At 46.3% G+C, this 13,918-nt stretch carries 11 protein-coding genes; 7 read left to right on the forward strand and 4 right to left on the reverse strand.

Annotated elements, in window-relative coordinates:
• Positions 1-17 precede the first annotated feature (17 nt).
• The 4 genes from QUA99_RS13820 to QUA99_RS13835 all read right to left on the reverse strand — a co-directional run bounded on the left by QUA99_RS13820 (position 18) and on the right by QUA99_RS13835 (position 4,204).
• Entirely contained in the window at positions 18-764 is a 747-nt protein-coding gene (locus QUA99_RS13820) for a hypothetical protein (protein WP_333237628.1), read from the reverse strand.
• Positions 765-1,315: 551 nt separating this feature from the next.
• Entirely contained in the window at positions 1,316-2,038 is a 723-nt protein-coding gene (locus QUA99_RS13825) for a pyridoxine 5'-phosphate synthase (protein WP_333237630.1), read from the reverse strand.
• A gap of 62 nt (positions 2,039-2,100) precedes the next feature.
• Entirely contained in the window at positions 2,101-2,886 is a 786-nt protein-coding gene (locus QUA99_RS13830; RefSeq protein ID WP_333237633.1) for a nucleotidyltransferase domain-containing protein, read from the reverse strand.
• A gap of 226 nt (positions 2,887-3,112) precedes the next feature.
• On the reverse strand, positions 3,113-4,204 hold the full coding sequence (locus tag QUA99_RS13835; protein ID WP_333237635.1) for a calcium-binding protein: 1,092 nt from the start codon (positions 4,202-4,204) through the stop codon (positions 3,113-3,115).
• A gap of 636 nt (positions 4,205-4,840) precedes the next feature.
• Between QUA99_RS13835 and QUA99_RS13840 the strand changes: the two genes are divergently transcribed.
• The 7 genes from QUA99_RS13840 to QUA99_RS13870 all read left to right on the forward strand — a co-directional run bounded on the left by QUA99_RS13840 (position 4,841) and on the right by QUA99_RS13870 (position 13,759).
• Positions 4,841-5,701, forward strand: a complete 861-nt coding sequence (locus QUA99_RS13840; RefSeq protein WP_333237637.1) for a Tab2/Atab2 family RNA-binding protein — start codon at positions 4,841-4,843, stop codon at positions 5,699-5,701.
• A 449-nt stretch (positions 5,702-6,150) separates the two neighbouring features.
• Positions 6,151-7,446, forward strand: coding sequence for a TldD/PmbA family protein (locus tag QUA99_RS13845; RefSeq protein ID WP_333237638.1), 1,296 nt, complete (start codon positions 6,151-6,153; stop codon positions 7,444-7,446).
• A gap of 170 nt (positions 7,447-7,616) precedes the next feature.
• A complete protein-coding gene (locus tag QUA99_RS13850) occupies positions 7,617-8,573 on the forward strand; it encodes a GDSL-type esterase/lipase family protein (protein WP_333237640.1) in 957 nt (318 codons plus the stop codon).
• A 14-nt stretch (positions 8,574-8,587) separates the two neighbouring features.
• The gene (locus QUA99_RS13855; protein WP_333237643.1) at positions 8,588-9,286 is read left to right on the forward strand and encodes a haloacid dehalogenase type II; all 699 of its coding nucleotides are present in this window, start codon (positions 8,588-8,590) and stop codon (positions 9,284-9,286) included.
• 82 nt (positions 9,287-9,368) lie between these two features.
• Complete coding sequence (locus tag QUA99_RS13860; protein ID WP_333237646.1) at positions 9,369-12,182, forward strand: chloride channel protein; 2,814 nt, start codon at positions 9,369-9,371, stop codon at positions 12,180-12,182.
• A gap of 210 nt (positions 12,183-12,392) precedes the next feature.
• Positions 12,393-13,514 (forward strand): glycosyltransferase family 4 protein, encoded by a 1,122-nt coding sequence (locus QUA99_RS13865; protein WP_333237648.1) that lies wholly within the window; start codon positions 12,393-12,395, stop codon positions 13,512-13,514.
• An 11-nt stretch (positions 13,515-13,525) separates the two neighbouring features.
• The gene (locus tag QUA99_RS13870) at positions 13,526-13,759 is read left to right on the forward strand and encodes a hypothetical protein (protein WP_333237650.1); all 234 of its coding nucleotides are present in this window, start codon (positions 13,526-13,528) and stop codon (positions 13,757-13,759) included.
• The last annotated feature ends 159 nt before the right edge of the window (positions 13,760-13,918 follow it).

Below are 13,918 nucleotides of genomic sequence, written 5' to 3' on the forward strand. Positions count from 1 at the left end.
TATTTGTGCGATCTTTGCTATTGCACAGAAACTCTGATGGAGGGCTTGACCGGCCTCTTGGCAACTACAATCACCCGGTAAGTGCCGGATTCCGGGAGTTGAGCAAAAGTTTGACCTTCGCCTTGATCCAGGAGTTGTCCCGACGGAGATTCGATCGCCAGATCTAGATTTTTGTTGCTAGCTGTCACCATAATTGTCTGTCCCTGCTTGCCTTGAACCGTGATAGGCTGGATTTGGTAGCCGGACATTTTGAGTTTAATTGTGGCTTGTTTTTCCTTGAATGCTAGGGGAATTGCGCGATCGGGTCTATAAGTCCACTTGGCGTTAAAGTCGCGTCCGAGTACAAAGCTGCTGGTTTCACCTTTCGGGATAACTCGCACGCGGTAGATGCCGGACTCTGGCAACTGGCCGATCCACTGATTGTCTGCTTTTTCAATAACCCCCATATTTTCACCATTGGGACTGTAAAGTTCGGCTTTCAGTTGTCCCGCCCACAGGGAGAGAGTAAGTTCTCGCCCTTTGATGCCTTCAAAAATATAGGTGGTGGGTTGGTTGATGGTTTCTCTAATTTCCGAAGTTGACATTCGCTCGATGGGTTCGAGCTTTGGAACTGTGGCAGATATAGCGGGTTTGTTAACGGTTTCTGTAATTTCCGAGGCAGCCATCAGCTCGCTCGGTTCAAATTTTGGGGCTACTGGGCTGGCAAATACTGATTTTGCCGTCATCATCAGTAGCATTCCAGTCAGTAAAATTAGTTTTTTCATGTCGCACTTCCGAGGGGGGTAAGGAGTTGTATATGGTTACTTGTGTTTGCCTGTTTTCACCGGATCTAATCTGGCGATCGCACAGAGGCTACAGCAGCATAGAGGATACACGTAAATATCTCGTACTTGCACAAAAACTGATGGTAGCAGGTTGGCAGTTCGGGAGCTAAGTAGTAGCCTCAGTTTTTCGGGACATTTCAATGATACTCCCTACACATAATATCATTAGAGAATATTAGTAATTTGGTCTAGGAAAATTCAAGCTGTTTCGGAGGATCTTGCTTAAAAAATTCCCCCACCCAAAAAACGCGGTGTTTTGGATTGTGGCTTTGCCTTACTACTAGAAAACGGCTAGCACCCCCACGGGGTAAAAGCCCTAGTCTTATTTAGTTTTTGACGATCGACTAATTATCAGTCCTGGACGCACACACTCTCTGTAAGGTGCACAGTACACACCTTACCGCTTGTAATGGCGGGTGCCGGTTAGTACCTCTGATACAAACGAGTTTACCGGTGCACTCACCCGCCCTCCCACACGAGGTTAATTTGTACTACGAACCTGCGAGGATTTTCAGGTAAGCTTGTACTGTGTTGAACAACCCCATTTCTAGCGCTTCAGCAATTAAAGCATGACCGATAGATACTTCGAGTATATCAGGAATAGAGCAAAATTTAGCTAAGTTTTGCAAATTTAAATCATGTCCGGCATTCACTCCCAAACCTGCTGATTGAGCGGCTTGAGCTGCTAAGACATATTGTTGAAAAACAGATTCTACTTTACCTTCGCGAAAAGCAGTTGCGTAGGGTTCCGTGTACAATTCTACTCTGTCTGCTCCCACTTCTTTTGCTAGCGGCATGATAGCAGGATCTGCGTCCATAAACAGGCTGACTCTGATGCCGTTGTTTTTGAGTTTTTCAATAATTGGTAAGAGCCGATCGCGATTTTCGGGAATATTCCAACCGCTATCCGATGTTAGCACGTCGGGAGCATCCGGCACCAAGGTACACTGAGCCGGTTTTACGTCGCAAACTATATCCATAAATGGCGGCTGAAACGGATTTCCTTCGATGTTGAACTCGACAGTTAGCATTTTGGCTAATTCGTAAACATCGGTAGCTTTGATGTGCCTTTCGTCGGGGCGGGGATGGACTGTAACGCCGTGGGCTCCGGCGGCAATTACTGTTTTTGCGGCTTCGGTAACGCTGGGGATGCCGATGTTTCGAGAGTTTCTGAGGAGGGCAATTCTGTTGATGTTGACGCTGAGTTTTGTCACGGGAGGTTAATCTTGAAGGTTGATGCTACTATATTAATCGCTTTCGGTACGAAACCTTGAGCCTATTGCGGTAGTCTTAGGGCATTCTCAGAGTAAAAATTAGCTTCTGCAAGCGGCAAGGTTTCTGCAAAAAAAGCCTCAGCTATTTGCTGTTTTGCGGCCAAATCTTCAAGGTTTGCAATGCAGGAAAGCGGTGCGACGCGATCGACTATTTCGGGCGGAAAGTCTCGGCTAAAATATTTTAGTTCAAAGTCGTATCTGTGCGGACGGTAAATCATGCCCAGCAGTTCGACTAAGGGTAGAAGCGTCCAGTTGTGATAGTTGCCGATCGCATCTACTAAATGTCCGCGATAAATCTCTTTTTTAACCAGAGGTTGCAGCAAATCGAAACGGATTTTAATTTCGTTAAATCTCGACTGCATTGTAGATAAATGTTTGCTTCGATCCAAAAGAGGGGGTACAATTAGATTAGCTTTGTCAAAGGCGATCGGCACTTTCCCGTGTCTCTCTATTTCCAGGAAATCGTTGCGGCTGCTGCGCCGGAAAACGGCGAAATCAATTAGCAAAAAAGGCGGGGTTTTTTTCAGCCGCCAGAAGCACTGCGACTGACCGTGCCAAGCGGGTTCGGGAACTCGATATTTGAGTTCGATTTCGCCAATTTCTGCGAGGGCTTTTTCCACAATCTCAAATGTTTCTTCCACGCAGTTATCTTCAACCACAACTGCAATATCGAGGTCTGACCACTCGTCGGTGTATCCGTGTGCTGCTGAACCTCCTTGCCACAAAGCGAGAACAAAATCTAAAGGTTGTAAGGTAGAAACAATCTTTTCGAGAATGATTTGTCTCATGGAATCAAGCTATCTGTTTGTTTTGATTGTAGCGCCAATTCTGTAAAGGCAGTTGCCGACAAAGCGCCAAGAAAATCGGCAGCACAAGCGGCTATTAACTCAGTCCTGGAGGCACGGGCAGTCAGAAACCGGGTTTTTTACCGAATCTGTGGACTACAACTCGTCTTTTCGTAAAAAACCCGGTTTCTCGGCTCCAATGCGTCCAGGACTATAACTATTAAAAGTGCTATCCGATGTTGCTGAGAGTTGTGTCTTGAGGCCCGGCCATGAAGATTGAGCTTCTGATGTTGATTGTTGAGGGGTCTGTACTCATGATAAGACCCACAATGTCACCGCAGGAACAGAGGATAGCAGTATCCCCAATGCCGTCTTTGTTGACATCAACGGAAGCGAAACTGATATCATCCATGCCTTGGGTGCCTTTGTAGTAGGCAATTTTGATGATGTCGCCTTGGCTGGGGTTGAAGTCGAGAATGCGATCGGCAAAAGCAGCACCAGCGGTAAATGTATCGCCGCGCAAAATAAATTGATCTGCTCCTTCTGAGCCGATTAAGAAGTCAGCACCACTATCGCCGATCAAGATATCATTGCCCGCATTTCCAATCAGTACATCAATGCCCGCTCCACCTCGGATTACGTCATTTCCCGCTCCGCCTAATAGGTAGTCGTCTCCTTGATTGCCCATAATTATATCGTCGCCCTCACCCCCGTCGAGCAAATCGTTGCCTTGTGCGCCCTTCAACATATCGTCGCCGCGAGCGCCAACCACTGTATCGTTACCTGCATTGCCGTTAGCGGTATCGTTGCCCTGAGTGCCGATAATTTGATCGTTGCCGCCCCAAGCACGGAGCCCTCCTAATTGCCGTGCATCTTCTGGTGTAATTTCTATGAGGTTATCAGCATCATCTGCATCAAAAAAGCGACTTTCTTTAGCTCCTAAAGAAGCGCGACTAATTATGTCAGACAAGCTTAAAAGCTTGCTGTCATCGCTAATAACATTCGCCTCGCCCAAGTCGTTGACTTTAAGAGTAATGGGGATATTGTTAATACTCTCAAAACTGAAATAATCGGTGAATCCTGATTTTGCAGAATTGCCCAGCAAAACATCTGGCATTTCAATGATGTCTGGGGCTAATTCGGACTTGGCCGTACTGTCAACGTGCTTGGCAATCTTGTTTAGATCGATATCTGCGCCTACAGCCTGACCGCTGGGTGTCACTACCTTTGGTTCCGGGGTAAGGGTGAGGTAATTCGCACCTGTGATGTTGCTTTCCCCGGCTTGGCTGTCCATGATTTTCCGCAGATCGTTAGGAATCATATTCCCGATATGCGAAGCTCTGATTATTCCGGAATTGGATTCTATTTTACTTGCCATTTGGCTTGCCTATCTTTGAAATTAACTTTGCTTATTTCAAACTACATCAAAAATCTTTTGTATTTACTTTGGTTCCGTAATTTAGATAAGTTATGGCTGTTTTAATAAGTTTTACGTTTAGTCTATTGACAAACGTGGTATAAGCTTAAATATGTGAGTTTTACAATGCGTCTTTTGACAAAAACAAAAAAATAATATAATGAAAAATATTGTATTTTGCAATTAAGTTTAAATTTATGAATGTCAGCTTTTATTGAGATTATATCAAGATTATTTTTAACCGCAGAGGTCGGCAGATGAACGCGGATGAACGCAGATTGTGTGAGTCGGTACAGTAAAAAATATGGAGATGTTAAATAGAAGTTGATCTCTGTTTTATAGCAGAGCAATCTAAATGATGAGGATAGGGGAGAGTTGATGCCTTTTTATAGCATTTGCTTGAAAATTTGGTGGTGCTGCGGTCGATCGGGAAACAGGGTGCAGCGGCACAGGCATTGAAAATCAGTTTTCAATCATCATTATGAGAAACTTGCCCGCCGTCCGGTAACATGAGAAAGGATTAAATTTTAACAGCGCGGCATGGCTACTATTTGGGAACTCGACTTTTACAGCCGTCCAATCCTAGACGAGCGAGAGAAAAAAAAATGGGAAGTGTTGATCTGCGAAAGCCCGCTGAATGTAGGCGACAAGGCCGAATCTCTGTTTCGCTACTCGCAATTTTGCTCCAGTTCTACCGTGAATTCCCTGTGGCTGGCAGGTGCAATTAAAGATGCGATCGCCGCAGCACCGAAACGACCCGAAAAAATCCGCTTTTTCCGCCGCCAAATGGCGAACATGATTACTAAAGCCTGCGAGGAGTTGGACATTCCCGCCGCCTGCAGCCGCCGCACCCTCGCCCTCAGCCTGTGGCTGGAAGAACGGATGCAAAACGTTTATCCCGCCGAACCGGGCTATCAACCGGTTGTGAACCCGAGCGTTCAATTTGTACCCGAAACGCCAGTTGCGCTGCCGGATGCTTTAATCGGCGAAAAATGGGCGTTTGTGAGTTTGCCGATCGCCGCTTTTGACGAAATGTCCGAGTGGGATATCGGATTTGGCGAAGCTTTCGGGCTGCCGATGACAGGCCTGGACCCGGAAACGCAAATTCCGGGACTGATTATCTACTCGTCGAGAGCAACCGCCCTGGCAGGTTGGATGTCGGGTTTGGAGTTGGCTTTTCTGAAATTTGAGAGCGGCCCGCCCGCTAGGCTGGTATTAGATACGGGAGCTAACGATCGCTGGATTTTAGCTAATCTCAGAGACGCAGCAACTGAGAGAGAAGCGAAAGGATTTGAAGCCGCTAAAAACCAAGCAAAAAAAGTACATTTCTTAGCAATTCAGTCGAATCCAGAATCGGAATCCTTTGCAGGATTTTGGCTGCTGCACGAACTAACTATTTAGTCGCTCGCTTGGCAATAACTGATATCTGGCAGCATTCTCAATCAGATTTAAGCAACCTGGTTTTTTCAGGAGAAATCTCGGCTTTCAGATCTGACCCGCAGCAAGAAAGCCGGTTTCTGACCGCACCCAAAAACGGATACCGTGCCACGTATTTCTGTCGTGGAAAGATCGAAATTTTAGATTATAGTTCAAGTTCCCACATTCATCTGTGGAGTAAATCTAAAACCTAAAATCTAAAATCTAAAATCGACTGATGGGATTGGCAAGATGCAAACAATCACAAATGCGTAGAATCTTGTTATGGCGCATTGCACCAGTTTCTCAAAAGAATCTAAATGTAAACCCGTGCACCCAACCCATATCCAGTAAGTTATTGCCAATTCTTTAATCGAAAATCGAAAATCGAAAATCGAAAATCGACTGACGCCCATTACCAACCACCGACAACAATGACCAATGACCAATCAGCAGAACAACTGCTAGAATTAGCCACCAAAGCAGGTGCAGAAGCTGCTGAGGTATTGGAATCGCAATCGCTTTCGCGGCCGGTCTTTTTTGAAGCAAACCGCCTCAAACAGCTAGAAACCGCCCAAGCAGAAGGCATTGCCCTGCGGCTGTGGCGGGATGGGCGGCCGGGTTTGGCGGTGGCCTACGGGCCCGTGGAACCGCAAATTTTGGTGGACAGGGCGATCGCGCTTTCGCAACTCAACGAACCGGAAACCATCGAACTCGGCACCGGTGAGAAAGTTGTTTATCCCGATCGCGGAGTGTCGGTGCCGGCCCAACAGCTAGTAAACTGGGGAAAAGAGGCGATCGCGATCGTCCGCGAAGCCTATCCCGAAAGCCTCTGCACCGCCGAACTCGACTGCGAAATCGAAAGCACCCGCTTGCTGAATACCAGAGGCTTGGATTCGAGTCACACCGACACCACCCTCAGCGGTTACTTGTCAGCAGAATTAGTGCGGGGCGAAGATTTCCTCAACATTTGGGAAGGCGAAACCCAACGCGGTACCCTCGACTTAAACACCAGCGCCAAGCGGGTTTTGCAGCGTTTGGAATGGGCGAAAGATAATGTTGCTCCCGCCACGGGCCGCGTGCCGGTGTTATTTACAGCCAAAGCAGCCGACTTGCTGTGGGGGACTGTCTGTGCGGCGCTGAACGGCAAACAGGTACTCGAAGGCGCTTCGCCTTGGAACGATCGATTGGGCCAACAAGTGACATCGCCGCTTGTCACCCTCTCGCAGCAGCCGGATATCGGGCCCTATAGCTGTCCCTTTGACGACGAAGGTACTCCGACTCGGGCGATCGTCTTTATCAACAGCGGAGTGTTGCAGCTATTTTATACCGATCGCACCACCGGTCGAGCCTTGGGCAGCGGCACCACCGGCAACGGATTTCGCCCGGGTTTGGGCAGCTATCCCACGCCGAGTTTGTTCAATGTTTTGATTAAACCAGGTTCGCTTTCGCTAATCGATTTAATCGCTCAATTAGACGACGGAATTCTAGTCGATCAAATGCTCGGTGGCAGTGCCGGAATTTCCGGCGATTTTTCAATAAACGTCGATCTCGGCTACCGAGTCAAAAAAGGTCAAATAGTCGGCAGAATCAAAGACACAATGGTAGCAGGCAACGTCTACAATGTCCTCAAACAATTAGTAGAATTGGGAGGAGACTCTGAGTGGAACGGTTCTTGCCACACACCGTCTTTAATTGTAGAGGGATTGTCCGTCATCGGCAAAAATTAAAGTCAGTTGGCAGTTGTCAGTTGGCAGTTGTCAGTTGTCATCAATCATCAATCATCAGTTAACAGTCAACAGTCATCAGTTAACAGTCAACAGCCAACAGTCAAAAATTCCCTATTCCCTATTCCCTATTCCCTATTCCCCATTCCCCATTCCCCATCCCCACACATACTATGCGTATTTGTTTTATCGGCGATTCTTTTGTAAACGGTACTGGCGATCCAAAATGTCTCGGTTGGACAGGACGAATTTGCGCGGCCGCTTGCGGACAAGGACACGATATTACCTACTACAATTTAGGAATAAGGGGAGAAACCAGTACCGATATAGAAACTCGCTGGTTCAGCGAAGTTTATTGCCGCTTACCTCACTACTGCGACGGCAGAATAGTATTTTCCTTTGGCGTCAACGACACTTACCTAGAAAACGAAAAAATTCGCATAGAAGTTGAGAAATCAATTGAAAATGCCCGCTCTATTCTCACCTCAGCCCAAAAAACATTTCCAGTCTTAATGGTAGGGCCACCGCCAGTTAGCGATGCCGATCGCACAAGCCGGACTGCCAACTTATCCGAACTGTTTTCCCAAGTTTGCAGCGAATTAGAAGTGCCTTATCTAGATGTTTGCACGCCGCTGCAAAAATCCGAAATTTGGCAAAAAGAACTTACCGAAAACGATGGCGCCCATCCCCGCGCTGCCGGTTACGCTGAATTGGCTAAAATAGTTCACAATTGGAGCAGTTGGAAAGCGTGGTTTAAAAATATCAATATATCAGACCAAGAAACAGTAACCCTGTTCCGAGCCGTCGGAAAAAAAGAAATGGAACTGATTAAAGAAAGCGATTTTATGGAATTTCCCCCGCGCTTATCTTTTCAGCCTACTTTTTATCCCGTGCTTCAAAAAACCTATGCCATACAAATCGCGCGAGATTGGAATACAAAAGATGCAGCATCGGGATATTTCGGCTATGTTACCTGCTTTCGGGTGGCGGCAGAATTCTTGAAAAAATATCCCGTACAAACTGCGGGCAGTTCGAGTCACCAAGAATATTGGATTCCCGCAGAAGAATTGGCTCAATTCAATCAAAACATTGTCGGAAAAATTGAAATTTTTGCTGAATATCAACCCTAAACTAGGAGCGAAGTATGCTTGAATTCAATCAATTTGAAGTTGTGAGCTTTGACTGCTACGGTACTCTGATAGATTGGGAAAGGGGGATATTGTCCGCCTTGAAACAATTGCTGTCAAATCGGGAAATTGATTTCAGCGATGAGGGCATTTTAGAGCTTTTTGCTGAATTTGAATCCGAACTAGAAAACCCAAACGATCGTTATATAAGATATCGGGAGATTTTGCAACAAATAGTGAAAAATTTCGGTCAAAGATTTGATTTTGCACCGACAGAAACAGAAATAAACTGTTTGGTTGATTCGCTCAAAAATTGGCAGCCATTTCCCGATACCGTTGCAGCCTTGTCAGCACTCAAGCAGAAATACAAACTGGCAGTAATTTCTAATATAGACGATGACTTGTTTGCTGGTACAGCGAAACACTTAAAAGTTGAACTCGACTGGTTGATTACTGCCGAAAAAGTGCGATCGTACAAACCGTCAACTCGCAACTTTGAAATAGCCCTAGAAACAATGGGAATTTCTGCTGACAAACTCCTGCACGTTGCTCAGAGCATCTATCACGACATTGTACCGGCCGCATCAATGGGAATCTCAACAGTTTGGGTAAATCGGCGACACGACAAAACAGGATCTGGGGCAACAATGCCGGCTAGCGGCAAGCCAGATTTAGAAGTCCCCGATTTAAAAACATTGGTGGAAATGATAGGGTAAACAACCGCAGATTAACGCAGATTAATTCTCTAAATCTGCGTTAATCTGCGTGGATCTGCGGTTAAAAAGTCCCTCCAAATTTATGCCGTACATTACTATCCCTAAACAACTTAGGGAACCTTCCAGGGTCATCAAATCTCAACTGTTTTTACGACCAAAACGCCTCGCTATTTTTGAAGCTTGTCTGATCGGCTTAGTGGCCGGACTGGCAGGCGTTTTGCTAAAGTCAGGAGTCGGATGGCTCGGCAGTTGGCGAGTTGCTACCTCGACAATAATTCCAGCTTGGATATTACTGCCCAGCGTCGGTTTATTAGGTGGGTTCCTGACAGGTTTTTTGGTAGAACGTTTTGCTCCAGAAACTGCCGGCAGCGGCATTCCTCACGTCAAAGCTGCTCTCGGCGGAGTCAATCTTTCCTTAGATTTGCGAGTAGCCGTCGCCAAACTTCTGACCACTATTTTAGCAGTTGGTTCCGGTTTAACTTTAGGAAGGCAAGGCCCGACTGTGCAAATAGGAGCATCTTTAGCCGGCTGGATCGGTCACTTGATGCCAACTTCTCCAGACTACCGCCGACAGTTGATTGCTTGCGGTGCTGCTGCGGGATTGGCTGCTGGTTTCAATGCTCCCATTGCAGGAGTTTTGTTTGTAGTTGAAGAACTGCTGCACGACGTTTCGGGATTGACTTTAGGGCCTGCAATTATTGCTTCATTTATCGGTGCAGTTGTCTCGCAGCTTTTGGGCGGCGATAGTTTAAGTTTGAACCTTCGCGAGTACCAAACCAGTTTTGATGCTCAGGAAATCCCATTTTACATACTGTTAGGAGTTTTAGCAGGATGGCTGGGAGCTTTGTTCACCAAAGGGATTATGGCTAGCTTGCAATTTAACAGGCGATCGCTCAAATTAGCTTTGCCAGTGCGAGTGGCTGTAGCTGGCATAATCTGCGGTTCAGTAATAGCTTTTCTTCCAGAAACTTTCCGCAACAATACGGGTTTGCGGGAGTTTCTGCTGACGGGTGAAGCAAGCGGGATAACGAGTTTAATTGCTTTTGTAGCTCACTTTTTCCTGACAATTATTTCCGCTGCTTCTGGAGCTCCGGGAGGATTGTTCTCCCCTTCTCTAGTTATGGGTTCTGCACTCGGTCACATGGTGGGCATTGTGCAGGCAGATTTATTGGGTGTCGGTTTGCCCGTAACTTACGCTTTGGCGGGAATGGGAGCGTTTTTTTGCGCGGTTACTAGAGCGCCGATTACTGCGGTAGTAATTGTCTTTGAAATTACGGCGGATTTCAAATTAGTGCTGCCTTTGATGATCTGTTCTGTAGTTGCTTATTTAGTCGCGGAAAAAGTAGACAGTGGCTCGCTGTACACTCACCTTTTGGAGTTTAACGGCATTCAACTGACGCAGGCAAAAGCTGCGAGCAATACTTTGAGCGACTTGCACGCAGATGACGTGATGCAGAGCCGAGTTGAAACTCTTTCGAGTTTGCTGACTTTCGATGAAGTGATGCAGGCATTTTCGCGATCGCACCACCGAGGATTTCCAGTAGTTGAAGATGGCAAATTAGTCGGAATTGTCAGTCAAACCGATTTGGCAAATGCCAGCGATTGCAATTTGTCCGGCAACTCGCTGCTCAAAGAATTTATGACTCCACAGCCGATCGCAGTCAAAGCAAGCGATACTTTAAGCGAGGTATTGTACAGGCTCAACAACTACAATATCAGCCGCTTGCCGGTCGTAGAAGGCCGCCGTTTGGTGGGAATTATTACCCGCAGCGACATTATCCGAGTTGAATCCGATCGCCTCAGCGGAGAAACAACCCAGGGCCCGCATCCAGAACCTTCCTATGTAGTCTATCAAACCAGGGCTCCGCAAGTCGGAAACGGCCGCTTATTAGTGCCGCTTTCCAACCCCCAAACAGCACCCGCTTTGCTGCGGCTGGCCGCGGCGATCGCGCGCGATCGCAATTACGAATTAGAATGCCTGCAAATCATCTTAGTACCGCGCAACAGTTCCCCCTCAGAAACCGCAGTGCGGACAACCAAAAGCCGCCGCCTGCTGCAACAAGCCGAACGAATTATTCGCAATTTGAACTTGCCGGTACACACCCAAATAAGGGTAGCTCATGACGTGCCTAACGCGATTTTGGAGACAATTAAGGAGCGACATATCGATTTAATTTTAATGGGATGGCAAGGCGAAACATCCACCACAGGACGCATTTTTGGTGATGTGGTCGATACTGTAATTCGCCAAGCCGGCTGCGAGGTTATTTTAGTTAAATGGAGCGAAAAAATATTAGCAACCCGCAAGAAAAATGAGTTTTCGGCTACTTTTAGCGGGCGGAAATATGCGTCTGTAGAATGGCAGTTAAATGCCGAAGGAGTTGACGGCGCAGACAATTCGACATTGGCGAGATCCTCAGGTTCCTCAGCGACTCCTGAGACTGAATTTTCCCCGCCGAATGCAGACATTCCACCCCCAGAATTGGGACTGCACACGCTGATGGGTTTGCACCGCTGGTTGGTGCCAATTCGCGGCGGTTACAAGCAAGCTGCGGCTTTGCGGCTGCTACCTGCTTTGGTGGCTGCGAGTGCTGTACCGGAGATTAAATTGTGTCAGGTTCACCAGCCTTCTGGTGCAGAACCAGATCGCCGCGAATTAAAGCAAGCAGCGGAGTTTATCAAGCGCAGGGTTAGCTGTTCGATAATAGCGACTTCGGTTTGCGCTAAATCGGTTTCTGATGCTTTAATTGATTTGGCTCAGAACGATCGGTGCGATGCGATCGTCCTGGGAGCGAGCCGCGAAGGGCTGCTGAAGCAGGTGATTCAGGGGAACATTCCGGAAGCTGTGGCGCGCGGGTGCGACTGTACAGTCATTTTAGTGCGATCGGCAAATTAGTCATTAATTAGTTGTTATTGGTTACTTGTTACTTGTTATTGGTTACTTGTTACTTGTTATTTGTTGGTATTTTAGTCTTCTAGTCTTGTTCCCAGGCTCTGCCTGGGAATACATACCCGGAGGATCTGCCTCCAATAACCAATAACCAATCACTAATAACTCATAAGTAATAACCAATAACTCATAAGTAATAACCAATAACTCATAAATATGGTTCATTTTAACGTAGGATTTCAACACTTCAACTCTTTTGCTGACATTACCCTGTCCCTGGCAAAAACTTTAGACCAAATGGGAATTCCTATTTCTGTCGAACCCTCACAAATTGCCTCTCACCTCACCCGCAATTCCACCGCAGAAGAAAACCACCTGCTAGAGAAGTGGATGAACACCGCACCATCAGAATTATTTCATATCAAATGGTCTCATTACTGGAAACCTTATTTTTTAAAAGAACTCAACGGTCATCTCAACTTAGAACTTTTTGCTATCAATTACGAATTCGTCAAAAACACTGATGATTATGATTACTGGATTTACGATGCTGTCAATAACTTATCTCACAAACTAGCCGTCAGCCAATATTCTAAAAACGTTTTAATAAAAGCTGGATGTCCGGCGGCAAAAGTATCAGTCATGCCTCTAGGTTTCAATCCTTTAATCTCGCAACTCTATTTTCCCCGACGCCCAAAAAACCAAAAAGATGTAAAACATATTCTGCACATGACCAATTCTTTTGATTTGTATAGATTTGGCACGGATCTCGCCATTCAAGCTTTTTTTGAAGAGTTTAAAGATGATTCCAACGTAGAGTTAATCATCAAAGATGGCGGCAAAAATCCTCAATTCATAGTCGAACATATCGTAAATATAGAAAACAAATTCGGCAAGTTAAAGTCAAAAATTCTGATCGTCCCTAAATTTTGCAATAAAGCAGAACTGGCCGATTTATACTTGTCAGCCGATGCTTTTTTAGCTCCCTTTCGCGGCGAGGGTTTTGCGATTAAAATTTTGGATGCTTTTGCTGCGGGTTTACCCGTCGCTATGACTATGTACGGCGGCCCGACTGAGTACGCCAATGCTGATAACTGCTATCCCATTGCTTACGATCTAATTCCCGTAGGAAAGTGTTACGATACTCAGTATCTAAAAATCAGAAATGCTCCTCACTGGGCAGAACCAAATGTTCAGTCTGTTCGCGAACAGTTGCGAAAAATTGTTGAAGACCCGATGCGTTTTCAGGTAGCTCAAAAAGCTAGAGAAACGGCGGATTTATTTAATTGGGAAGCTGCGGCTCAAAAATTGCTAAGATTAATGCGAGAGTTGTTTTAGGAGCGGAAATTATGGGACTCGAACGCAAAATGTTTAGGGGAATGTTTTCCCCCGGGGAAGTGGTACAATTGAAACAGCCTTGTTTTACTCCCGGGCGATTGTTTGAGCCAGGAAAATATAACGCTGATGAGTTGCCAGATGTCGCTTTTGATATGGGTTTGGTAGACCATTTGCCACCAGTCAAAGGCAAGAGTTCAGAAACTCTCAACGCCCAGAACCCCCCATCTCAAAACCTTAAGGACTAAACTCCCATTTGTACTAAGGACTTAAGTCTTAAAAATCCCAGTTTGCACGAAGGACTGGGAGCATCTCATATTTGTAAAAAGACTTCTTTTGGCTCCTTCCTTCTTCCTCTTTCCTTCTTCCTCATGCCTCCTGCCCCGCAGCCTCGGGCCTCAAAACTC

It is taken from the genome of Microcoleus sp. F10-B2, assembly GCF_036704965.1.
GTDB lineage: Bacteria > Cyanobacteriota > Cyanobacteriia > Cyanobacteriales > Microcoleaceae > Microcoleus.

What these genes read in the sequence shown, in the direction of transcription:
- QUA99_RS13840 (WP_333237637.1), top strand. Translation starts at nt 4,841, where the DNA reads ATGGCTACTATTTGGGAACTCGACTTTTACAGCCGTCCAATCCTAGAC.
- QUA99_RS13870 (WP_333237650.1), top strand. Translation starts at nt 13,526, where the DNA reads ATGGGACTCGAACGCAAAATGTTTAGGGGAATGTTTTCCCCCGGGGAA.
- QUA99_RS13830 (WP_333237633.1), bottom strand. Translation starts at nt 2,886, where the DNA reads ATGAGACAAATCATTCTCGAAAAGATTGTTTCTACCTTACAACCTTTA.
- QUA99_RS13850 (WP_333237640.1), top strand. Translation starts at nt 7,617, where the DNA reads ATGCGTATTTGTTTTATCGGCGATTCTTTTGTAAACGGTACTGGCGAT.
- QUA99_RS13845 (WP_333237638.1), top strand. Translation starts at nt 6,151, where the DNA reads ATGACCAATGACCAATCAGCAGAACAACTGCTAGAATTAGCCACCAAA.
- QUA99_RS13865 (WP_333237648.1), top strand. Translation starts at nt 12,393, where the DNA reads ATGGTTCATTTTAACGTAGGATTTCAACACTTCAACTCTTTTGCTGAC.
- QUA99_RS13855 (WP_333237643.1), top strand. Translation starts at nt 8,588, where the DNA reads ATGCTTGAATTCAATCAATTTGAAGTTGTGAGCTTTGACTGCTACGGT.
- QUA99_RS13820 (WP_333237628.1), bottom strand. Translation starts at nt 764, where the DNA reads ATGAAAAAACTAATTTTACTGACTGGAATGCTACTGATGATGACGGCA.
- QUA99_RS13860 (WP_333237646.1), top strand. Translation starts at nt 9,369, where the DNA reads ATGCCGTACATTACTATCCCTAAACAACTTAGGGAACCTTCCAGGGTC.
- QUA99_RS13835 (WP_333237635.1), bottom strand. Translation starts at nt 4,204, where the DNA reads ATGATTCCTAACGATCTGCGGAAAATCATGGACAGCCAAGCCGGGGAA.